This window comes from Micromonospora sp. L5, from assembly GCF_000177655.2.
GTDB classification, from domain to species: Bacteria; Actinomycetota; Actinomycetes; order Mycobacteriales; family Micromonosporaceae; genus Micromonospora; species Micromonospora aurantiaca.
Genome location: NC_014815.1, coordinates 4,987,031 through 5,009,482, shown reverse-complemented (window position 1 = coordinate 5,009,482; position 22,452 = coordinate 4,987,031). Strand labels below are relative to the sequence as shown.

General features: G+C 72.7%; 20 protein-coding genes. 10 read left to right on the top strand and 10 right to left on the bottom strand.

Translation table 11 applies throughout. The features are described from left to right. Positions 1-34 precede the first annotated feature (34 nt). The 7 genes from ML5_RS23065 to ML5_RS23035 form a co-directional block, all read right to left on the bottom strand. Positions 35-934 carry an ROK family protein gene (locus tag ML5_RS23065; RefSeq protein WP_013476379.1) on the bottom strand — a complete coding sequence of 300 codons (900 nt, stop codon included), beginning with the start codon at positions 932-934 and terminating at the stop codon, positions 35-37. A gap of 95 nt (positions 935-1,029) precedes the next feature. Continuing rightward, positions 1,030-2,484, bottom strand: coding sequence for an argininosuccinate lyase (locus ML5_RS23060; RefSeq protein ID WP_013476378.1), 1,455 nt, complete (start codon positions 2,482-2,484; stop codon positions 1,030-1,032). Positions 2,485-2,525: 41 nt separating this feature from the next. Further along, positions 2,526-3,347 carry a creatininase family protein gene (locus tag ML5_RS23055; RefSeq protein ID WP_013476377.1) on the bottom strand — a complete coding sequence of 274 codons (822 nt, stop codon included), beginning with the start codon at positions 3,345-3,347 and terminating at the stop codon, positions 2,526-2,528. Beyond that, positions 3,335-5,083, bottom strand: coding sequence for an iron ABC transporter permease (locus ML5_RS23050; RefSeq protein WP_013476376.1), 1,749 nt, complete (start codon positions 5,081-5,083; stop codon positions 3,335-3,337). The genes ML5_RS23055 and ML5_RS23050 overlap by 13 nt, the downstream gene beginning before the upstream one ends. Next, on the bottom strand, positions 5,080-6,153 hold the full coding sequence (locus tag ML5_RS23045) for an ABC transporter ATP-binding protein (RefSeq protein ID WP_013476375.1): 1,074 nt from the start codon (positions 6,151-6,153) through the stop codon (positions 5,080-5,082). Before ML5_RS23045 ends, ML5_RS23050 begins: the two co-directional genes overlap by 4 nt. Before the next feature lie 61 nt (positions 6,154-6,214). Next, on the bottom strand, positions 6,215-7,267 hold the full coding sequence (locus ML5_RS23040; protein ID WP_013286936.1) for an extracellular solute-binding protein: 1,053 nt from the start codon (positions 7,265-7,267) through the stop codon (positions 6,215-6,217). Between the two features lie 257 nt (positions 7,268-7,524). Then, positions 7,525-8,607: an ROK family transcriptional regulator gene (locus ML5_RS23035; RefSeq protein WP_232236582.1), complete on the bottom strand. Its 1,083-nt coding sequence runs from the start codon at positions 8,605-8,607 to the stop codon at positions 7,525-7,527. Positions 8,608-9,197: 590 nt separating this feature from the next. Between ML5_RS23035 and ML5_RS23030 the strand changes: the two genes are divergently transcribed. Beyond that, on the top strand, positions 9,198-11,918 hold the full coding sequence (locus tag ML5_RS23030; RefSeq protein ID WP_013286938.1) for a sugar-binding protein: 2,721 nt from the start codon (positions 9,198-9,200) through the stop codon (positions 11,916-11,918). Positions 11,919-11,992: 74 nt separating this feature from the next. On the opposite strand, the gene ML5_RS23025 is transcribed toward ML5_RS23030, so the two are convergent. Then, positions 11,993-12,592 (bottom strand): VanZ family protein, encoded by a 600-nt coding sequence (locus ML5_RS23025; protein ID WP_013286939.1) that lies wholly within the window; start codon positions 12,590-12,592, stop codon positions 11,993-11,995. Between the two features lie 596 nt (positions 12,593-13,188). Here ML5_RS23025 and ML5_RS23020 point away from each other — a divergent pair. The 7 genes from ML5_RS23020 (at position 13,189) to ML5_RS22990 (ending at position 17,804) form a co-directional block, all read left to right on the top strand. After that, on the top strand, positions 13,189-13,485 hold the full coding sequence (locus tag ML5_RS23020; protein ID WP_013286940.1) for a DUF1540 domain-containing protein: 297 nt from the start codon (positions 13,189-13,191) through the stop codon (positions 13,483-13,485). Positions 13,486-13,638: 153 nt separating this feature from the next. Then, positions 13,639-14,430 carry a DUF2470 domain-containing protein gene (locus tag ML5_RS23015; RefSeq protein WP_013476374.1) on the top strand — a complete coding sequence of 264 codons (792 nt, stop codon included), beginning with the start codon at positions 13,639-13,641 and terminating at the stop codon, positions 14,428-14,430. 165 nt (positions 14,431-14,595) lie between these two features. Next, the gene (locus ML5_RS23010) at positions 14,596-14,979 is read left to right on the top strand and encodes a helix-turn-helix transcriptional regulator (protein WP_013476373.1); all 384 of its coding nucleotides are present in this window, start codon (positions 14,596-14,598) and stop codon (positions 14,977-14,979) included. A gap of 93 nt (positions 14,980-15,072) precedes the next feature. Next, positions 15,073-15,759 (top strand): helix-turn-helix domain-containing protein, encoded by a 687-nt coding sequence (locus tag ML5_RS23005; RefSeq protein ID WP_013476372.1) that lies wholly within the window; start codon positions 15,073-15,075, stop codon positions 15,757-15,759. A gap of 70 nt (positions 15,760-15,829) precedes the next feature. Beyond that, positions 15,830-16,915, top strand: coding sequence for an ACR3 family arsenite efflux transporter (gene arsB / locus ML5_RS23000; RefSeq protein ID WP_013476371.1), 1,086 nt, complete (start codon positions 15,830-15,832; stop codon positions 16,913-16,915). Positions 16,916-16,973: 58 nt separating this feature from the next. Next, positions 16,974-17,381, top strand: a complete 408-nt coding sequence (locus ML5_RS22995) for an arsenate reductase ArsC (RefSeq protein WP_013476370.1) — start codon at positions 16,974-16,976, stop codon at positions 17,379-17,381. Positions 17,382-17,441: 60 nt separating this feature from the next. Further along, positions 17,442-17,804 carry a helix-turn-helix transcriptional regulator gene (locus ML5_RS22990; protein ID WP_013286946.1) on the top strand — a complete coding sequence of 121 codons (363 nt, stop codon included), beginning with the start codon at positions 17,442-17,444 and terminating at the stop codon, positions 17,802-17,804. A 62-nt stretch (positions 17,805-17,866) separates the two neighbouring features. Here ML5_RS22990 and ML5_RS22985 read toward each other — a convergent pair whose 3' ends face one another. Continuing rightward, on the bottom strand, positions 17,867-19,174 hold the full coding sequence (locus ML5_RS22985; protein ID WP_236619275.1) for an FAD-binding oxidoreductase: 1,308 nt from the start codon (positions 19,172-19,174) through the stop codon (positions 17,867-17,869). 46 nt (positions 19,175-19,220) lie between these two features. On the opposite strand from ML5_RS22985, the gene ML5_RS22980 reads away from it, so the two are divergent. Both ML5_RS22980 and ML5_RS22975 read left to right on the top strand, forming a co-directional pair. Continuing rightward, positions 19,221-20,693: a PLP-dependent aminotransferase family protein gene (locus ML5_RS22980; RefSeq protein WP_013476368.1), complete on the top strand. Its 1,473-nt coding sequence runs from the start codon at positions 19,221-19,223 to the stop codon at positions 20,691-20,693. 29 nt (positions 20,694-20,722) lie between these two features. Continuing rightward, positions 20,723-21,397, top strand: a complete 675-nt coding sequence (locus ML5_RS22975; RefSeq protein WP_013476367.1) for a pyridoxamine 5'-phosphate oxidase family protein — start codon at positions 20,723-20,725, stop codon at positions 21,395-21,397. 23 nt (positions 21,398-21,420) lie between these two features. On the opposite strand, the gene ML5_RS22970 is transcribed toward ML5_RS22975, so the two are convergent. Further along, on the bottom strand, positions 21,421-22,329 hold the full coding sequence (locus ML5_RS22970) for a helix-turn-helix domain-containing protein (protein ID WP_221488056.1): 909 nt from the start codon (positions 22,327-22,329) through the stop codon (positions 21,421-21,423). Positions 22,330-22,452: the final 123 nt, after the last annotated feature.

Below are 22,452 nucleotides of genomic sequence, written 5' to 3'. Positions count from 1 at the left end.
CGCCCCGCCCGGCGGCGTCACGCCGCCGCTCCGGTCAGACCACGGCGGGCTGTGCCTCGGTGGCCATGACGAGCGCGCCGAGCAGCGCGGCGTCCTGCGCGAAGTCCGACAGCACGATCTCCGGCGGGTACGGCAGCGTGTGGGTGAGCCGCTCGGTCAGCAGCTCCCGCACCAGGTCGTTGCCGGCGACGCTGCCGACCAGCACGATCCGCTGCGGGTCGAGCAGCAGGCAGCACGTGACCAGCTGGCGGGCCAGTTCGTCGACGCGCAGGCGGAGCTGCTCCCGTACCGGGCCGGGCTGCTCCGCTGCCGCGCACAGGCCGGCCGCCCGGCCGTCCACGCCGAGGCGCTGCGCCAGCTCGTCCAGGGCCCGGCCGGAGAACGTCGCCTCCAGCATCGGTTCCAGGCGGGGCGGCCAGCTGAGGTCGGTCAGTCCGTAGGCGATCTCGCCGGCCGCGCCGTGGCGGCCCGGCAGCACCTCGCCGTTGACCGTCACCGCGGCGGCCACCCCGGTCCCGAGCCCGACAACGAGCCCCGGATCGGCGTCGCGCAGGGCCCCGAGCCGCAGCTCGGCGTAGGCCGCCGCCTTCAGGTCGTTCGTCACCCGCACGTGCGCGAGGTTCAGGTGGGCGCGGACCGCCTCGGCCAGCCGCAACTGTTCCCAGCCGGGGACGTTCGGCGCCAGTTCGATGCCGTCGTCGTGGACGACGCCGGGCGAGGCGATGCCGGCCGCGACGATCGTGCCGCCGGTCTGCTCGGCGAGTTCGCACGCCCGGTCCAGCGCCCGGGTGAGGGCCTGCTGCGCGCCCCGCTCGGCGATCGTGGGCAGGCGCTCGGAGACGAGCAGCCTGCCGTCGGTGTCGCCCACGCCGATCGCCATCTTGGTGCCGCCGAAGTCGATGCCGAGCAGGCGCGGATTTGCCGGTCGTTCCATGGTGATGTCAGATCGCCCTTCGGGCCGTCGGTCCAGATCACGTGGTCGCCGCGACACGACGTCCGCGACCACGGCCAGCTGCGGCTGCCGCCCCGTCACAGGCCTACCCTCGCCGCGACCGCCTCGGCGAGAGCCGCGTCGGCACGGGTCAGCCGCTCGCGCAACGCCTGCGCCCGCTCCTGCACCGCGTCGAGCATTGTAGACAGTCGTCCGACCTGGTCCCGGACGGCCGCCTCGCCGGGACCGTCGGCCTGGGCGCGGCGCAGCACGAGTTCCGGGCGGACCGCGGCGGCCAGCAGGTCCCGTACCGCGGCGTCGCCGAGCGCCAGACCGAGGTCGGCGGCGGTGGACCGGACCAGGTCCTCGGTCCAGGTCGCCGGGGCGCCGCCGCGGACCAGCCGGCCGAGCAGCGAGTGGGCGCCGCGGAACGGCACGCCGTGGCGGGCCAGCGCGTCGGCTGCCGCGGTGGTGGTGGCGCCGGAGGCGACGATCTCCTCGCCGGACGGCGGGCGCTGCGGGTCCAGCTTCTCGATCAGGCCACCGAGCAGCGAGAAGAACCGGTACGCCCGGTCGTCGCCGTCCCAGAGCCGGGACTGCACGTCGGTGGTGGCGTTGTTCGAGTCCTCCCACCAGGCGGCGCCGACGTTGTTGAGCACGCTCGCCGCGTCGGCAGCGGCGGCGCCGGCCATCGAGACGAGGTGTTCCAGCACCACCGGGTTGCGCTTCTGCGGCATGATGCTGCTGCCCTGGGTGAACTCGCCGGGCGTGACCACCCAGCCCCAGCTCAGCCAGTCCATCAGGGTGCGGGCCAGCCGGGCGCCGGTGGCGAGCGCCTGCGCGTTGAGCGTGGCGACCCGGACCAGGTGGTCGGCGCCGGCCACCGCCTCGTACGAGTTGACGATGAGCTGGTCGAAGCCGAGCAGGTCGGCCAGGCGGCGGGGCGAGATGTCCAGGTCGGTGCCGGCGAAGGCGCAGGAGCCCAGCGGCGAGCGGTTCATCTCGTCCAGCAGGCCGGCGTACGCGGCGGCCTCGCCGGCGAGCGCCTCGGCGTAGCCGGCGAAGACGTGCCCGATGCTGGTCGGCTGGGCCGGGCGGCGGTGCGTGTAGCCGGTGATCACCACGTCGGCGTGCCGGTCCGCGCGGTCCAGCACGGTACGGCCGGTCGCCAGCAGCGCGTCGAGCACCTGGAGCAGCTGGTCGCGCAGCACCATCCGGAAGACGCCGGCGTCGAGGTCGTTGCGGCTGCGCGCGAGCTGCACGCTCAGCTGCGACACCTCGATGCCGGCCGCGGCGGCGAGGCGCTTCTCCAGCGTGTAGTAGACGTCCTCGACGCTGCCGTCGTACTCCAGTTCCTCCGGCCGGTCCCCGGCGAGGGCGACCAGGCCGCGCAGCATCGTCGCGGCGGCGTCGTCGGAGATCAGCCCCTGCTCGGCGAGCATGACGACGTGGGCCTTGCTGGCCGTGACCATCGCCGGGTAGAGGTGGGCGACGTGGTGGTCGAACACGACGCGGAGGTGGTGCTGTTGGTAGACGGTCAGTGACGGGCTCATGGAGGCCTCCCGAGGTGGTGCGTGGTCCTGGGGCGTAACTGTCATCCGGCCGGCTGGTCCGGCCGGTCGGCGCCGGGCGGTCCCGGCAGCGGCGCGGCGAGCCACGCCCCGACCAGCTCGCGCAGGCGGGTGCCGGCGGTGGCGCGGATCCGGCCGCCGGCCTCCTCGCCTGCCAGCGAGACGTGGCCCGACCAGCCCTGCCAGGGGTCGGGGCGCGACTCCACCAGCACGTACGGGTACGGGGTGGGCAGCTTCGGCTTGGGCGGCAGGTCCGGCGCCGCGTCCAGGCGTACCGCGGCCGGGTCGAAGCCGAGCACGGCGGAACTCTCGTACGCGCCGCCGTGCCCCCGGGCCGGCAGCTCACCGAACATCTCGGTGGTCTCGTCCGGGCCGACCAGCTGGAACCAGTTCACCAGCATCATGCTGGCCCGGTGCCGCCCGGACACCCACTCCATCGCCGCGCGGACGGTGGACATGTTGGCGTCGTGCCCGTTGACCACGAGCACCCGGGTGAAGCCCGCCTCGACGATGCCGGCGAGCACGTCGGCGAGGTAGCCGACGGCGATCTCCGGCCGCAGCGCCACAGTGCCCGGCCACGGCCGGGTCTGGCCCGGGCAGGCGGCGTACGGCGTGGCCGGGAACAGCACCGCCCGGGCGGACCCGGTGGCCAGTTCCCCGGCGAAGCCCTCGGCCAGGATCAGGTCGGTACCGATCGGCAGGTGCGGACCGTGCCACTCGACCGCGCCGACCGGCAGCACCGCCAGGTCGGCCGCCTCGGTCACGGCGGCGAACGCGTGCCCGGGTACCCGGGTGACCGGAAGCAGCCCTCCCCCGGTCCGCCACCGCTCGATCAGTTCGTCCACTGCTCGGCCCTCCGGGTCGCGGTGCGGCTGCTCTCCAGCCGTCCGGAGAACCACATCACCACGAAGATGAGCAGCACCTGGAGCATGCCGTAGGCGGCCGCGGTGCCCAGCTCGAAGCTGTACATGCGGTTGTTGATGGCGACCGAGATCGGGACCGTCGACGAGGTGTAGATGAGCACCGAGGCGACGAACTCGCCGACGCCGTGCACGAACGCCAGCAGCGCGCCGGCCAGCACACCGGGCAGCATCAGCCGCACGGTGATCGTGTAGAACGCGCGCAGCCAGGAGGCGCCCAGGTTACGCGCGGCGTCCTCCAGCGACGGGTCGATCAGGGCCAGCGTCGCGGAGCTGGACCGGAACACGATCGGCAGGAACCGCACGAAGTAGGCCAGCGGCAGGATCCAGAACGTGCCGACCAGCACCTGCCCGAAGCTGAACGCGTTGCCGGTGCTGAACGCCGAGATCAGGTTGATCGCCACGACCGTGCCGGGCAGTGCCCAGGCGATCATCACGGCCACGTCGAGCAGGCCGCGCCCGACGAACTTCAGCCGCCGCACCGCGTACGCGATCAGCACGCCGATCACCACGCAGCCCACGACCGCGATGAGGCTCATCTGCACCGAGTTGAGGATCGGCTGGAACGCCTTGGGGTCGGTGAAGATGGTGACGAAGTTCTCGAATGTGTACGTCGGCGGCAGCACCTCGGTGGTCCAGGACCGGTCCTCGGAGAACGCGACGAGCGCGATCGCGCCGACCGGGGCGAGCAGGACCAGCGTGGCCAGCACCGAGGCGAGCGGCGCGAGCCAGCGGCCGACCGGGTTGGTGATCTCCCGCCGGACCGCCGAGACGCCCTTGGACTGCGACTGGTAGTTGCGCCGCCCCTCGTACCAGCGCATGCCCAGCAGGAAGATGATCGAGACGATGCCGAGCACTGAGGCGTACGCCGAGGCCATCGGCAGGTCGCCGTTGGTGCGGTTGATGTAGATCTGCATCGTCATGGTCTGACTGACGTTGAACAGCAGTGGCGCGGTGTAGGACGCCAGCGACGTCATGAAGACCAGCAGCGACGCCGAGATCAGCGCCGGGGTGAGCATCGGCAGCAGGACGGTGCGCCACACGCGTACCCGGCCCGCGCCGAGGTTGTACGCCGCCTCCTCGACCGACGGGTCCATCCCGGCCAGCGCCGCGGAGGCGGCCAGGAAGAAGAACGGGTACATGGTGAACGTGTGCACCACCAGCACACCGGCGATCCCGTCGAAGGCCAGGACCGGCTTCTCGGTGCCGAGCAGCGCCTGAAGGCCGCGCGGCACGATGCCGATGTTGCTGTAGAGCAGCTGGAAGGACACGGCGCCGATCAGCGGCGGCAGGGCCGCCGGCACCAGGATGAACGCCTCGATGAGCCGCCGGCCGCGGAAGTGGAACCGCTTGAGCAGGAACGCCATCGCCACGCCGACGACGCCGCAGAGCAGCACGCTCGCGGCCGAGATGAACAGCGAGGTGAACAGCGACTCGCGGGCCACCCCGGAGGAGGAGAGGAACTGGAGGTAGTTGTCGGTGCCGTTGGCGCTGACGCTCTCCCGGAAGGTGGCGAACATCGGCTGGACGACGAAGCCCCACAGCACCAGGACCAGCGGCAGCACCAGCAGGTAGGGGAACCATCGGGAGTTCGCCCCGCCGGCCAGGCGCCGGCCGAGGGCCGCCGCCCAGCCGGGGGCGGTCGGGGTCGCAGCGGTCACGGCTTGACCACCCAGAGCCGCTCGGGTGCGAGCCGCAGGCCCACGACGTCGCCGAGCTGGATGCCGGCGGGCGCGTCGACCAGTGCGGCCATCACCTCGTCACCGTCGACGTCGACTGTGACGTGGGTGGCCATGCCGGTGAACTCGACGTGGCTGACCCGGCCGCGCATGGCCGCGGTGTCGTCGTCGCCGCCGACCGCGATGTGCTCGGGGCGGGCGGAGACCAGTGCGGTGTCGCCCTCGGTGAGCCCGTGTCCGGCGGGAGCGCCTACCTCGATCGTGGCGCCACCGGGCAGGCGTACCTGGACGCGCTGCTCCGCCGCGCCGGTCACCGGCAGGCTCAGCACGTTGCTGCGTCCGATGAACCGGGCCACGAACGCGTTCGCGGGCTGGTAGTAGACCTCGTGCGGGGTGCCGACCTGCTGGACCCGGCCGGACTCCATGACGGCGATCCGGTCCGACATCGCCATCGCCTCGGCCTGGTCGTGCGTGACGTAGATCGAGGTGGTGCCGCTCTCCCGCTGGATGCGCCGGATCTCGGCACGGGTCTCCTCGCGCAGCTTCGCGTCGAGGTTCGACAGCGGTTCGTCGAGCAGCATGGTGCGGGGACGGATCACCAGTGCCCGCGCCAGCGCGACGCGCTGCTGCTGGCCGCCGGAGAGCGCGTCGATGCGCCGGTCGCCGTAGCCGACGAGGTGCACCTGTTCGAGCGCCTCGGTGACCCGCCGGGCCTGCTCGGCGCGGGAGACGCGGCGGACCTTGAGCCCGTACGCCACGTTCTGCGCCACTGTCATGTGCGGGAACAGCGCGTAGTTCTGGAACACCATGCCGGTGTCCCGCTTGTTCGGCGTCCAGTGGGTGACGTCGTCGTCGCCGAAGTGGATGTGACCGGACGTCGGGAAGTAGAAGCCGGCCACCATGCGCAGCGTCGTCGTCTTGCCGCAGCCGCTCGGCCCGAGCAGCGTGAAGAACTCGCCGGCTCCGATGGTGACGGTGACGTCATCGACCGCCGCGGAGTCGCTCGACTTGGCGAAGCGCTTACTGACCGCCGTCAGTCGGACATCGATCATTTCGTGGGTCCTTCCAGGACGAAGCCGGGCCGTGCCGGAGCACGGCCCGGTTCCGAGCGTCTTAGCCCTTGCCCTTGATCTGGGCGTTCCAGTGGGTGATCCAGGCGGTCTCGTTCTTGCCGATCACGTTCCAGTCGACGTTCATCGGCTTGAGGTCGAGCTTGGTCAGCCACTCGGGCTTCTCGGCGATGTCGACAGCGGGGATCTGGAAGTAGTCCTTGGCCAGGCTGGCCCGCAGCGAGTCGTCGAACAGGAACTCGAGGAACTTCTTCGCGCCCTCGCTGTTGCCGCCCTTGACCGCGGCCACGCCGTCGACGAGCACCGGCGCGCCGGAGGCCGGCATGACGTAGCCGAACGGCATCTTCTCGTTGGCCTGGAGCAGGATGTCCTGGAGGTTCCAGGCGCTCACCACGCCCTGCTCACGCGACATCTTCAGGTAGAGGTCGCTGGGGTTGGCCGCGTACTCGACGGTGTTGGCGTCGAGCTTGCGCAGCCAGTCGTAGCCGGGCTGCGGGTTGGACCCGTCGGCCGTGAAGCGCTGGATCATCGAGGCGTAGATCGAGCGCATGGTGCCGGAGGCGGCCACGTCCCGGATGATGATCTTGTCTTTCCACTTCGGGTCGACCAGGTCGTCCCAGTCCTTCGGCGCGGTCTCCGGGGTCAGCGCCTTGTTGTTGTACATGATGACCTCGGGCAGCAGGATCTCGCCGAACCAGCGGCCCTCGGCGTCCTTGTACCGCGCGTCGATCTTCGAGGCGAACGACGGCTGCCAGGACTCCAGCAGGCCCTCGGACGCGCCGGCGGCGAGGCCCTGCTGGGTGCCGCCCCACCAGACCGACGCCTGCGGGTTGGCCTTCTCGGCGCGGACCCGCTCCAGCACCTCCTGGGCGCCCATGTTGAGCACCTCGACCTTGCCCTTGTACTCGGGGTTCTTGGTCGTGAACTGCTCGACGACGTAGTCGGTGACCGACTTGTCGCGGGCACTGTAGATGACGACCTTCTCGGCCGACGCGGAGCCGGAGGAGCCGGTGTCCTTGTCGTCGTCGCTGCTGCCGCACGCGCTGACGGCCAGCAGCGCGCTGAACGCGACGGCCAGGGCCAAACGACGTTTCATTGGTACCTCCATTTTGCGGGGGAACTATCGGGAGCGGGGAAAGACGGTGTGCGATCCCGACCCGGGGCGCCGGCGGGTTCGCCGGTTCCCCGGGACGGGGTCGAAGGTCCGCGGATCGCGCCCGGACCGGGGCGCGCCGCATCGCGCCGCGACCGGTCGTCCGGGATACGGACGCGGTCGCCGCGACGGTGACGGTGACGGTGGGGTGGGTGTCGGGGTCGGGGTCGGGGGCGTCGGGGGCCGGGGTCAGGTGGTGGTCAGGGAAGCGAGGGTCGGGGCACCGCGGCCGAGAGCGCGTAGCTGATCGCTCCGTGCAGCACTGCCTGGTCGCCGAGGGTGGCCCGGCGTACCTCGGTGGGAGCCGGGGTCCGGGCGGAGACGAGGGTCTGCAGCTGGTCGAGGGCCGCGTCGTCGAGTTCCGCCGCGGCGCCGCTGAGCAGCACCAGCCCCGGATCGACGACGCAGGCGCAGGAGAGGATGAGCCCGGCCCAGGCGCCGAGGACCTCGTCGAGGTACTCGCGGGCGGGCGCCGAGGTCGCGGCGAGCCCGCTCAGCTCCCGTACCGGTGACTCGGGCCGGCGGCCCGGGTTGAGCGCGACGACCCGCTCCGCGATGGCGTTGACCGACCACCGGGCCTCGAACTCGCCGACGCCGCTGTAGCGGCGCTCGGTCGCGCCGCCCAGCGGCAGGAAGCCGACCTCGCCGGCGGCTCCGCTGGCGCCGCGGCGGACCTTGCCGTCGAGCACGAGGCCGGCGCCGATGCCGTCGGCCACGTGGATCAGCAGCAGGTTCGCCACGTCCGCGCCGGCGCCGGCCACGCACTCACCGGCGGCCATGAGGTTGACGTCGTTGTCGACGACCACGGGTACGCCGAGCCGCCGTTGCACGGATTCGCCGATCGGCCACGCCTCGACCAGTCCGACCGACGGCGCGAGGCGTACCGCACCGTTGCTGGACACGCCGGGCACCGCGATGGCGACGCCGCGGAGCGAGGGCAGGTTGTCGCCGACCAGGTCGAGGACGAACTCGCAGACGGTCTCCACCACGTTCGCGCCGAGCCGCGCGACGCGGTGCGCGATGACCGCGCCCTCACTGTCGGCGATCTCGCAGCTGATCCGCGGCGGCTCCAGCGACACCGCCGCGACGAGCTCGGCGCGGGGGTTGAACTCGAGCATCTCCCGGGGCCGGCCGGTGGTGGGCGCGCCGGGACCGCGTTCGATGAGGTAACCCTCGGCGACGAGTTCCCGCACGAGCGCGGTCACGGTCGCCGCCGAGAGGCCGGTCATCTCGGCCAGGTCCACGCGGGACAGCCGCCGGGCCTGCCGGGCGGCCAAGATCACCGAGAGACGCTTGATCTCACGGGACCGCTCACGGCTGACCGGACTGGTCGGGGCTTTGTCAGACACACTTTCTTCCTAGTGAGAAAAAATTCTGGCGTCAAGTAACGAGATGATCTCGGTCCGCCGACCAGGGAAAATTCTGCGGCCGACAAGCCGGTCGCGCCGGGGCCAGCCCGACATGTCGCGCAAAACCGAGCCCTGTGGTCCACATTGGGGTGCCAAACCTGGACAAAGACTGCCCGCACGTCACGGCCGACCTCCGGGTGATCGCCCTGAGCAGGGGCGATCGTTTATTCGGATAAGAAAGAAAGTCGTCCGGAGCTATTGACGACGCCTTCGCAAGATCCCTAGGTTACGGCCCGAAGGCCTTCCGGTGGACCGACGTCGCCACCGTGCGTACCGCTCACGCCGTGACGGTGCGCGAGCACCACCATCCCGTTATCGAGCACCACGACCCCCGAGGACCTCACGGTCCTCTGTGGACAGCTGTCTGCAACACGGCCCGGCACGAGCCACCGTGTCAGCCGGCCCGTGCCGGGCCGACCGTCCCCAGCCGCAGCACTCTCGCTTCGAGACGAAGAGGTATGCCCATGAGATGGCGCACCAGCGCGGCGATCGCCATGTGCGGTCTGCTGTCGTTGGGCCTGGCCACTCCGGCCCAGGCCAACCCCCAGCAAGCATCACCGAAGCCCCAGGCCAAGAAGTCCGACAAGCCGGTCGACCTGGACATCATGTTCATCGGCGCCCACCCGGACGACGAGGCCGGCCAGCTCGGCATGCTCGGATACTGGAACGAGTATCACGGCATGAAGGCCGGCGTCATCACCACCACCCGCGGCGAGGGCGGCGGCAACGCCACCGGTCTCGAGGAGGGCCCGGAGCTCGGCATCCTGCGGGAGGCCGAGGAGCGCAAGGCCGTCGGCTGGGCCGGCGTCGAGCACATCTACAACCTGGACGCGCTGGACTTCTGGTACACCGCCAGCGCTCCCCTGACCGAGGAGGTCTGGGGCCACCAGGAGACGCTGTCCCGGATCGTGCGGGTCCTGCGGACCACCAAGCCCGAGGTCATCCTCACGATGAACCCCTCGGCCACGCAGGGCAACCACGGCAACCACCAGAAGGCGGCCATGCTGGCCGTGGAGGCCTTCTACGCGGCTGCCGACCCGAAGGCGTTCCCGGAGCAGATCAAGAAGGAGGGCCTCCAGCCCTGGCGGGCCTCCCGCATCTTCCAGACCGGCGGCAGCGGCACCACCGGCACCAACGGCCCCGCCTGCGAGACCACCTTCACGCCGGCCGAGGCCAGCAACGTCGTCTTCGGCACCTGGCAGGGCTACGAGTCGGCGCGCCACGACGGCAACCGGTGGAACACGGTCCAGACCTGGGCCCGCCGGGAGTACGTGTCGCAGGGCTGGGGCAACAGCTCCTTCCCGACGACCGACCCCGACGCCATCGGCTGCAACCGGCTGACGCTGATCGACACCCGCACCCCGTACCCGGACCCGAACGTGGGCGCCGGCACCGGTGCGCTCCAGGGCGCCACCCTGCGCGCCCAGGGCGGCCTGCCGCTGGGCACCGAGGTCCACGTGCGTCCGCGCACCTGGGAGGCCGTCGCGGGCCAGCCCATCAAGGTGGACACCGTCCTGTACGCCGAGAAGGCCGTCCCGGGGGCCAAGGTCACCCTGAACGTGCCGGCCGGCTGGACGGTCACCGGCAACGGCAACGTGGGCACGCTGACCCCGCGCAAGGAGGTCGTGAAGACCTTCACGGTCACCCCGCCCGCGCAGGTCGAGGTGGGCACCCGCTTCAAGATCGACGCCACGCTGACCAGCAAGAAGGACGGCAGCGGCACCAGCAGCGCCCGGGTTCAGGGCACCGCGCCGGTGCGCGGCACCCTGGAGCCGCTGGAGGAGATCGCCGACTTCCGCGCGTGGACCGTGCGGAACAAGACCCAGCAGCTCGACGCGCTCATCGAGTCCCTGCTGAACATCCCCAGCGGCGGCACCCGCAGCGTCAAGGTCAACCTGACCAACCACGGCACCCGGGTCGAGTCCGGCGCGGTCAAGCTGAACGTCCCCGCCGGTTTCTCGGTGGCCGAGCAGCAGGTGCCGTACAGCGGGCTCCGGCCGGGCGCCAGCACCTCGGTGACGTTCACAGTCACCAACACCGACACGTCGCTGCCGACGGCCAACCGGGCGCCGGACAACGGCGCCTACCGGGTGCAGATCGAGACCAGCTACACCGGCGGCAGCGCAAACGAGCCCGGTGCGTTCAACCTGGTCCCGGTCACCACGATCCCGAAGGCCGCCAGCGCGCCGACCGTCGACGGACACGCCCACGACAACGAGTACACCGGCGAGGTCATCGACATCTCCACCCGCTGGGAGGGCACCGCCGCCCCGGCGTCGGACATCTCCGGCACCGCCCAGCTGACCCACACCGACGACGCCCTGTACGCCGTCTTCACCATCACCGACGACGTGCTCGGCACCGTCCTGCCGCCGGAGGACTGCAAGCGTCCGCGGCGTAACGACAACATCGAGTTCGGCATCGACCCGCGCGGCAACTCGGCGAACACCTCCACGGTGTTCAACATGGCGCTCTTCCCGGCCACGAAGGACCCGGCCAACGGGAACCCGCCGTGCTTCGCCCGGGAGCGGGACAACCACCAGGGCGGCCCGGAGACCGCGCCTGGCGTGGAGATCGCCTCCGTGGTGACCAGCAGCCCCTACACGGGTTACCGGATCGAGGTCAAGATCCCGTTCAGCGTGCTGCCGGACGCCGTCGACCCGAACCGCATGGGCCTGAACATCCTGGTCAACGACTCGGACACGCAGGACCTGTCCGCGCAGACCCGGGTCGGCTGGTCGACCTGGAGCGGCGTACGGGCCGACCCGTGGCGCTGGGGCAACGCGACGCTGCCGGCCCTGGCGGCGAAGCCGTCGGCGCCGAAGGCGCCGATCATGCCGGACACCGCGGCGCAGAGCGTGGACTCGCCGCAGACCCTCCTGCAGTCCGTCTCGGACGGGGTGGCGCCGGGCGGTTACGCCAAGCTGCCGGACGGCACCGTGAAGATCAAGAAGGTCACCCGCACCGCGAGCAAGGTGTCCGTCCAGCTCCAGGTGAAGAAGGCGGGCACCGCCCGCGCCTTCCTCTGGGACGGCACCCGGGTCGTGGCGGAGACCACCGCCGCTCTGCGCAAGGACGGCACGCTCGTCCTGCCGCTGAGCGGGTCGCTCCCGGCCGGCACCTCGCTGCTCGTCTCGTACGAGCACGGCGGCGCCACCACCGCTCTGGCGAAGAAGATCTGCTGAGCGGACGTTGATCGCGTCGACCTGACGCACACGATGGGCCGGGCCGGCAGGCCCGGCCCATCGTGCCGTCCGCGTCACCCGGGCCGTGCCCCGCTCAGCGGGCCGGTGCCGGGACCGGTGGTGGCGGGTGACACCTCAGCCGGCCGGCGCCACCAGCGGCGCGACGCCAGCGCGGCCAGCCCGGCGCCGGCGGTGTTGAGCAGGACGTCGTCCACGGAGGAGACGCGGTCCAGCCGCAGGACGTACTGCGCGACCTCGACCAGGACCGAGCAGCCGGCCGCGAGCGCCAGGATCCGCGGCACCGACGCCAGCGCCGCGAACCGCAGCGGGCCGAGGAACCCGAGCGCCGCGAACACCAGCAGGTTGCCGACGATCTGGACCGTCACCGTCAGCGGCCCGCTCGCGAGGACGGTGAGCAGGTCCCGAAGCGGCACCAGGCTCACCCGGCCGGGAACCACGCCGGCCCCGTCCCCCGGCAGCATGATCATCCAGACCCACGGCACGGTCCCGTAGACGATGCCCACCTCGGCCAGCGACCTCCGCCACGCCGGCCCCGCCCCGCCGCGCCGTCGGGCCAGGACCCACACCGCGAGCGCAGCCGCCGGCAACGCGGCCACGGTGAGGAGCACGACCCCGTTGATCGTGCCGAACCAGCCGTGCCACCCCTCGATCACGCCGCCTCCACCCGTCCCGCCCCGGATCCGCCGCACCCGCACCGGGCCCGTGCGGTCCGCTCAGGGTGCCACGCCCGCGCCGACAGGTGACCCCGGCCCGGACATCGCGTATGCGGAGCCCGCGCTTCCTGCCACCGGATTCGCATTCCGCCGCCCGGCCGGTCCCGAATCCCTGCCGATCCGCTGATTTCCCGGCCGGCATTTCGGCGCGACCCGAAGGGCGCGGCCGTTCCGTCCTCACCGGCGTTCCGCGCTCGCCCATTCCACCACCGAGGCGCAGCCTCCGTCCGGGGCGACAGTGGCGTTCCCGCAGATGAACCTGGTCGGACGGGCGGAAATTGCACGCCGGCATTCGCCGTACCGGTGGGTGAAGAAAGACTCGCCTAACCAAGGTTAGCCTTATCTTCGTCGTTCGGTATTCGGCGTGGAAACGGCTCCTTCCGGCCGCCAACCCCGCATTCCGTTGTTAAGGTGAGCATGATCCTCACTGACGGCCGACGGGTTTGAGGACCGGCCGCACGGCAAATACCAGATGGCATTCGAGCACCACGAGGCCGGCCGTTCGCTTCCGCCGGCCCGCATGACTTGGAGGCACCATGAAGACCCTGTTGCAGTCTCCGCCGGTACGTGAATGCGCCGCCACCGCGTGCAGCTTCAACGACAACGGCTGCCACGCTCCCGCGATCACCGTGGCGGCGTCCGCCGACGCGGCCTCCTGCGCGACGTTCGTCGAGTCGTCGCTCAGCGGCGGGATCGCGGAGGTCACCGGCGCGGTGGGCGCGTGCGCGCGGGCCGAGTGCGTGTTCAACACCAACCTGGCCTGCACCGCCGAGTCGATCACCGTCGGTCCGGGCGCCACTGTCAGCGACTGCCTCACCTACCAGCCCGCCTGACGAAACCGGACACCACGCTCGTACGGGTCACGACGGTCACCGTCGTGACCCGTACGGCATGTGCGGCACCCGACCCGCCATTGCAGAGGTAAGCCTTACCTACTACCGTCTGACCTGGGCCGACTTCACCCCTTCCCGGCCGAGGAGACAGACATGGCGTTGCACCCCGCCGGGCGTCCGGCCCCGCCGGCCGGCGTCGTCCCGGTCGCAGGGTCGTCGGCGGGCGGTACGGGCACCTCCTCCACGCCCCGCGACGCCGTCGCCGCCCGGTGCGTGCTGACCGCTGCCTCCTCGCTGCGGCTCACGCTCGGCGACACCACCGCCGACCTCCTCTCCGCCCACGCCGTCCTCCCCGACGGCACGATCGTCCTGGCGGTCGACGCGATGAGCCGCACCGGCGGCCTGCTGGTCGCCGCGCGCGGCCACAGCGGCGCGGTACGCCTCGACGTGACCCACCTCGCCCCGGTCGCCGTGCGCTCCCGGGTGCGGTCCCGGCTGCGGATCCTCGGCACGGCCCGCCGGTTCGACCCGGCCGTCCTCGACGCCTGCGACCCGGCCACCGTGATGTCGCTGCTCGACCTGCCCCCGGTGGCGCTGTGGGCCGTCGAGCCGGACGAGGTCGTCCTCGACCGGGCCGCCGATCCCGTCGCGGTGGACCTCGGCGCGTACCGCGCGGCCCGGCCGGATCCGATCGCCGTCGACGAGGCCGCCCACCTCGCGCACCTGACGCGCTGCCACCGCGACGTCCTCGACCGGCTCGGCACGCTCGTCGACCCCACAGTCACAGCCGGTTCGGCGCGCGTCGTCCCGGTCGCGCTCGACGCCGAGGGCATCGTGCTGCGGGCGGAGCGGCCGGACGGTCACGCCGACACCCGGTTGTCCTTCGCCCGCCCGGTCACCGCCGGTTCCGGCCTGGCCGAGGCGCTGCGCACACTGCTCGCCTAGCCTGCCGCGCCGATCGTGGAAGCCGGACGACAGCGGCGACGACGACGGGGCCCGCCCGGTGGAGGGATGCGCGTCCGGCGAGCCTCACTTCCTCCGGACACCCTGGCCTGGCAACTGCCTGATCGGCGACTTGCACGCTGATTAGACAGATGTCAACCTAGGGACATGTCGAAGCAGCAGGCGCCGATCCCACTCGTCGACCTCAGCGCCGACGCGCCGTGCTGCCCCCCGCTGGCGCAGCGCCGGGTTCCCGCCGAGACGGCCGCGGTGCTCGCGCCCGCGTTCAAGGCCCTCGGCGATCCGGTACGGCTGCAGCTGATGTCGATGATCGCCTCCGCCGAAGGCGGCGAGGTGTGCGTGTGCGACCTGACGCCGGCGTTCGACCTGACCGGGCCGACGATCTCCCACCATCTCAAGACGTTGCGCGAGGCGGGCCTGGTGGACGCCGAGCGGCGGGGCACCTGGGTCTACTACCGCGCGCGGCCGCAGATCCTGCGCCGGCTCGCCGGCCTGCTGTCGATCGAGCCGACCGCCGCGGCGCAGCGGTAGGCCGCCGTACCGCACGGCGCCCTGGGCTTCCGCACAGCGATCCGGCCGATGCCGACTTGACGGCTCCGAGGTTACTCAGCAACAATTGAGTCAATGGAAACTGAGCTTGCTTCTCTGCCCGAGCGCGCCCGGATCCACGCCGCGCTGGGCGACCCGGCCCGCCTGGCCATCGTGGACGCGCTCACCCTGGGCGACGCCTCCCCCGGGGAGATCGCCCACGCCCTCGACATGCCGACGAACCTGGTCGCCCACCACGTCAAGGTCCTCACCGACGCGGGCCTCGTCGTCCGGGGCCGGTCGGAGGGCGATCGGCGGCGCACCTACCTGCGACTCCAGCCGGCCGCCCTCTCCGCTCTCGCGCCGCCACCGCTGGCGGGTGTGCATCGGGTCGTCTTCGTATGCACCCACAACTCCGCCCGCTCGCAGCTGGCCGCGGCGCTGTGGAAGCGACGCACCGACGGCGACGCCGCGTCCGCCGGCACCAGACCGGCGCCGCGGGTCCATCCCCGCGCGGTCGCAGTGGCCCACCGCCACGCCCTCGACCTCGACCCGACCGGCACCGCACACGTCGACGACGTCGTCCGAGACGACGACCTGATCGTCGCCGTCTGCGACAACGCCCACGAGGAGCTCACCGGGCCGATCCGCCCCCGCCTGCACTGGTCCGTGCCGGACCCGGTCCGCGTCGACACCGACGAGGCGTTCGAGGCGGCCTACGCCGACCTCGCCGACCGCGTCGACCGCCTCGCCCCCGCCGCCACGTCGGGAGACACCCGATGACCGGCACCGGCGCCCGCATCCACCAGGGGGTAGGGGTACGCGCCGGCACCGACAACCCACGGGAGTGCCGATGAGCACCGCCACCAGAGCCGACCACGCCCCACCGGTGGTCGCACGCCTGTCGCGCCTCGACCGGTTCCTGCCGGTCTGGATCGGCCTGGCCATGGTCGCCGGTCTGCTGCTCGGCCGGATCGTTCCCGGCCTGGACGACGCTCTCGGCGCCGTCGAGGTCGGTGGCATCTCCCTGCCCATCGCTCTCGGCCTGCTGATCATGATGTATCCGGTACTGGCCAAGGTCCGCTACGACCGCCTCGACACCGTCACCGGTGACCGGCGTCTCCTGGTCTCGTCGCTGGTCCTCAACTGGATCGTCGGTCCCGCCGTCATGTTCGCCCTGGCCTGGGTGTTCCTGGCCGACCAGCCGGAGTACCGCACCGGTCTGATCATCGTCGGCCTGGCCCGCTGCATCGCGATGGTCATCATCTGGAACGACCTGGCCTGCGGCGACCGGGAGGCGGCGGCGGTCCTCGTCGCCGTCAACTCGGTGTTCCAGGTCCTCGCCTTCGGCCTGCTCGGCTGGTTCTACCTGTCGGTGCTGCCGGGCTGGCTGGGCCTGGACGGCGCCGCGCTGGAGGTCTCCGGCTGGGACATCGCCGGCAACGTGCTCGTCTTCCTCGGCATCCCACTGCTCGCCGGCTACCTCTCCCGCCGCGTCGGCGAACGCGCCAAGGGTCGCGACTGGTACGAGCAGCGGTTCCTGCCCAGGGTCGGACCCGTCGCCCTGTACGGACTGCTGTTCACCATCGTCGTGCTGTTCGCCCTGCAGGGCGAGGCCATCACCGGCCGGCCGGTCGACGTGGCCCGCATCGCTCTGCCGCTGCTGGCCTACTTCGCCCTCATGTGGGCCGGCTCCTACCTGCTCGGCCGGGCCATCGGCCTGAACTACGAACGCACCACCACCCTGGCGTTCACCGCGGCGGGCAACAACTTCGAACTGGCCATCGCGGTCGCGATCGGCACCTTCGGGATCGCCTCCGGCCAGGCCCTGGCCGGCGTCGTCGGCCCGCTGATCGAGGTCCCGGTCCTCGTCGGCCTGGTCTACGTGTCGCTGTGGGCCCGCGCCCGCCTGTTCCCCACGCCGGGAGCCCGGCCATGAGATGCCTCGACTGCGCCGCGGCACGCCGCGCGGCGACCACCGGAATCATGGAGACCCGATGAGCGACAAGCCCAGCGTCCTGTTCGTCTGCGTGCACAACGCCGGCCGTTCCCAGATGGCCGCCGGCTGGCTGCGCCACCTCGCCGGCGACACCGTCGAGGTCCGCTCCGCCGGCAGCGCACCCGCCGAGACCGTCAACCCCGCCGCCGTACAGGCCATGGCCGAGGTCGGCATCGACATCACCGACCAGACCCCCAGGCTCCTCCGGTACGAGACGGCGGAGTCCTCGGACGTCATCGTCACCATGGGCTGCGGTGACGCCTGCCCCGTCTTCCCCGGCAAGCGGTACGAGGACTGGAAGCTCGAAGACCCTGCGGGCAAGGGCCTCGACGCGGTACGCCCCATCCGGGACGAGATCCGCACCCGGGTGGAACGACTGCTCGCCGAACTGCACCGCACCGCCTGACCGGATGATCCGGTCCTGGTTGCCCGGGCAGGTGGCCGCCATTGGTGCAACGATGCAAGCGTGGGAACTGCGAAAACTGCCACCCCTGCCATCTCGCCACTTGCCGGCGAGCCGATCAAGCGTGCCGATGCCGAGCGGCTCGCGGGAGTCCTGAAGGCGTTCGCCGACCCGGCCCGGCTGCGCCTGCTCAGCCTGATCCAGTCCGCTCCGGAGGGCGAGGCGTCAGTCAGCGACCTCACCGCGCCGCTCGGTCTCTCCCAGCCGACCGTCAGCCATCACCTCCGGATCCTCACCGAGGCCGGCCTGCTCGAGCGGGAGAAGCGGGGTGTGTGGGCGTACTACCGCCTGGTGCCGTCCGCGATCTCGGCGATCGCCGAGTCGTTGACCCCGCCTCGTAAACGGCCGACGAAGAAGGTCCGCTGAGCAGGGGACTGCCGGGCTGCCGCGCGCACCCCCCCGGCCTGACCGGGTCGCGCCCCGGGGCGTCAGCCGGCCACCGGGAAGTTGGACCGGACGAGGCCGTCCGGGTCGTGGCGGCGCTTGACCGCCCGGAGCCGGGTCAGGACGGCGGGGGTGAACGCGTCGGCCACCGTCTCGTCCGGGTTGAGGAAGGTCACCGGCTTGCGCCCGCTGACCGGCAGGGCGGCGGCCAGGGCCCGCTGCCGCGCCGTGACCGCCGCCGGGTCGGTGGCGACGCCGAACAGGTAGAGCGCGTACGGCTCGGTGAGCGGGCCGTGCGGGCTGTCGGAGTACCGGGCGAGGGCGCCGCCCAGGTGCCGGAGCTGGACGCTGAGCAGCGGGGCGATCGGGTCGGCCAGCAGCGCCCCGGCCGCGTCGTCGTCGAGGCGGGTCAGCAGTTCGGCGCGGGAGATGCCGGGGCTGGGGGCGGTGGGTTCAGCCGTGATGCCGCCGAGCTCGGTGACCGGCATGATCCGCCTGCTGTCGGAGATCGGCGCGGGCAACCGGTCCAGCGGTGCGAGCAGGTCCCGCGCCCCGGTCCCGTCGCCGAGATAGGTGACGTCGAGGGCCACCATCGGGTCGGCGCCGGGGAGGTGCAGCAGGTCCATCCAGAGGGTCAGCTCCTCGGGCGCGGTGGCGGTGATCCGCCGGAACGCCCGCAGCACGTCCGGCGCGTGCGCCGCCGCCCACATCATGCGTCCGCCGTACAGCTCCGGCGCGGGGTGCAGCGCGATTTCGAGCGCGGTGACGATCGCGAAGTCTCCGCCACCGCCGCGCAGCGCCCAGAACAGGTCGGGGTCGGTCTCGGCGGTGACGCGCCGGTGCCGCGCCTCGGCGTCCACGACGTCGAACGCGGTGACCGCGTCGGACACCCAGCCGTACGCGCGGCCGAACCAGCTCAGCCCGCCGCCGAGCGCCACCCCGGTCACGCTGACCACGGGGGAGCTGCCGGGCAGCCCGGTGAGCCCGTACGGCGCGGCGGCGGCCTGGAGCCGGCCGGACGGCACACCCGCGCCGACCCGGGCCCGGCGGGCGGCCGGGTCGATCTCCACGGTGTCCAGGCGGCCGGTCCGCAGCAGGATCGCGCCGTCGGCGCGGCCGGTGGCACCGTGCCCGTTGGGCTGCACGGCGATGCTCAGTCCGGCCGGGCGGGCGTACCGGACGAGCGCGGCGACGTCGTCCGCGTCGGCGGCCTCGACCACCGCCGCCGGTGACTGCGCGACGGCCAGGTTCCAGGCCCGGCCGGCCACCTCGAACCCTTCGTCCCCCGGCAGCAGGACCCGGCCCCGGACGGTGGAGCGCAGCGGGTGCGGGGCGTTCATGATCGTGTCCATGAGCCCACACTAGGGTCGGAAAAGACCCGGACTAGGGTGCATTCGCATGACGGATTCGTGGGCCAATCCGGCGCGACGGCTCGGCAGCGACCTGCATCTGGAACTGTCCGGCGCCGGCGGCCGCCGGTCCGCGCTCATCCGCGCGCTGCGCGACGCCGTCCGGGACGGGAGACTGGCCGCCGGCACCCTCCTGCCGCCGTACCGGTCCCTCGCCGCCGACCTCGGCCTGGCCCGCAACACCGTCGCCGCCGCGTACGCCGAACTGGTGGCCGAGGGATGGCTGGTCGCCCGGCAGGGCTCCGGTACGCGGGTGGCGCCGCGCGCCGAGCCCGCCCGGGTCGCCCGCGTCCCGAGGCAGACGCCCGCGCGTCCGGCCCCGGCCGTGCACCACCTGCGGCAGGGGCAGCCGGATGCCGCCTCCTTCCCGCGCGCCGCGTGGCTGGCGTCCACGCGCCGCGCCCTGACCGCCGCGCCGAACGAGGCGTTCGGGCCGGGCGACCCGCGGGGCCGCCCGGAGCTGCGCCGGGCACTGGCCGGGTACCTGGCGCGGGCGCGGGGTGTCCGCACCACCCCGGACCGGATCGTGGTGTGTTCGGGTGTCGCGCACGCGCTGCGCCTGCTCTTCGGTGGCCGGGTTCTGCGCGGCCCGCTGGCGGTGGAGTCCTACGGCCTCGCGTTCCACCGCGCGGTCCTGGCGGCGGCAGGCGTCCGTACCGTCCCGCTCACGCTCGACGCGGACGGCGCCCGCACCGGGGAGCTGACCGACCTCGCCGGGGTACGGGCGGCGCTGCTCACGCCCGCGCACCAGTTCCCCACCGGCGGGCCGTTGCATCCCCGGCGGCGCCTCGCCGCGCTGGGGTGGGCGGAGGGCCGGGACGGACTGGTGCTGGAGGACGACTACGACGGCGAGTTCCGGTACGACCGGGATCCGGTCGGCGCGGTGCAGGGCCTGGCCCCGGAGCGCGTGGTCTACCTGGGCTCGGTGAGCAAGAGCCTCTCCCCCGCGCTGCGTCTGGGCTGGATGGTGCTGCCCGAACGGCTCGTCGGCCCGGTGCTGGACGCCAAGGGTGAGCGGGAGGCGTGGGCGGGCGTGACGGACCAGCTCACCCTCGCCGACTTCCTCGACTCCGGCCGGTACGACCGGCACGTGCGCCGGATGCGGCAGCGGTACCGCGCCCGCCGCGACCGTCTCGTCGCCGCGCTCGCCGCCCGCGCCCCGCACGTCACGCCGACCGGCGTCGCCGCCGGGCTGCACGCCGTGCTGCGCCTGCCCGCGGGCACCGAGCGCCAGGTGGTCGAGGCCGCCGCCGCTCAGTCGATCGCGCTCGACGGGCTGGCCGGTTTCCGCCACCCGGACGCCACCATGCCCGCCCTCGACGGCCTCGTGGTCGGCTACGCCACGCCGCCCGAGCACGCGTACGCCGCCGCGCTGGAGGCGCTGTGCCGGATCCTTCCCCCGGACCCGCTCCCCCACCGGTCCGGCGGGCCGGCCCTTGAGGACCGCGGCCCGACCCGGTAGAAACGGCGGGGCCGACAGGAGAATCAGCCATGACCGATACCGACGGGCGGTTGTCCGCGACGCCGCGTACGACACTGCGCCGGATGAAGGAGAAGGGGCACCGCGACCGCGCCGCCCTGTTCGACGTGCTCCGGGCCGCCTTCGTCTGCCACCTGGGCGTGCTGGTCGACGGCGGCCCGATGGTGGTGCCGACCGTCTACGGCTTCGACGACCGGCACCTCTACCTGCACGGCTCGGTGGCCAGCCGGAGCCTCACCACCGACGCCGAGGTCTGCGTCACGGTCACAGTGGTCGACGGCCTGGTCCTGGCGCGCTCGGTGTTCGAGCACGGGATCAACTACCGCAGCGCGATGGTCTACGGCCGGCCCCGGTGGGTGACCGACGCCGAGGAGAAGGTGTACGGCCTGCGGCTGCTGACCGAGCACGTGGCCCCCGGCCAGTGGGACCACGCCCGCCGCCCGAACCGGCGGGAGCTGGCGGCCACCGCGCTGCTGGCGCTTCCGCTGGCCGAGGCGTCGGTCAAGACGCGCAGCGGCCCGCCGGACGACGGCGACGGCCCGGACGCCGCCCTCGGGCTCTGGGCCGGCGAGCTTCCGCTGGTCGCGCGCTGGCAGCAGCCGGTGACCGACCCGGCGCTGCCGCCGGCGACGCCGGTGCCGGCGCACGTCGCCGCGCGCGACGGCACCCGCGCCGACCAGGGCTGACCGGCCGGGCGGCCCCGGTCCGCCTACCGGAGCTGGCGGGCCACCTCCGCCAGCGGCAGCCGGGGCTGGACGGCCGCGCGGGCGGCCACCACAGCCAGCGCCCGGGGCACGCCGGCGCAGTGCGCGATGATCTCCCGCACCGCCGCGCGCTCGGCGGTGAGGCGACGCTCGCCGAGGCGGGCGGCCAGCAGGTCCCACGCCTCGCCGGCGGCCAGCTCGTCGACCACGACCGGGCACGCGGCCTCGCCGACGACCAGGCCGGTGAGGCGGTCCCGGCTGGTCACGACCACCATGCAGCCGGGTACGCCGGGCAGCAGCGGCCGTACCTGGTCGGCGTCGCGGGCGTCGTCGAGCACGATGAGCATCCGGCGTCCGGCGAGCGCGCTGCGGTAGAGCCCGGTGCGCGCCGCCGGCCCGCAGGGCACACCACCGGGTACGTCGAGCGCCTCGATCAGACCGCCGAGCGCCTCGGCCGGCGCCACCGCCGCCCTTCCCGGGTCGCTGCCGCCGAGCTGGACGTGCAGCACCCCGTCGGCGAACCGGGCGGCCGACCGGTGCGCCCAGCGCAGCGCCAGCGCCGTCTTGCCGATGCCGGACCGGCCGGACAGGACGCACACGACGACGCTCGACATCCGCCGCGGTCCCCCGTCGAGCAGCCGGTCGAGTTGCCGCAGTTGTGCGGAACGGCCGGTGAAGCCGGGAATCTCCAGCGGTAGTTGCATGGGGCGGATCCGGGCCGCGGACGCCGGGTGGGCGGGCAGGCCGAGGACCTCACGGAGCAGCCGGACGGTCGCGGGCCGCGGACGGGTCACCCGCGACGACTCCAGGTTGCGGATGCTCCGGACGCTCAGTCCGGTGCGGGCGGCCAACTCCTCCTGTGTCAGGTTGGCCAGTCGCCGCGCGGTAGCGATTTCATGACCCAACGTATCCATGTAGCCGATCACAGCGTCGTCTCCGTACCGGTTCTGGTGGATTCATGCCGGTAGACCACCGAAGCCGAGGCCGCTGAGCGGGCAGTCAGCAGCGACATTGCCGGTGATCTGCCGGTGAAGCTC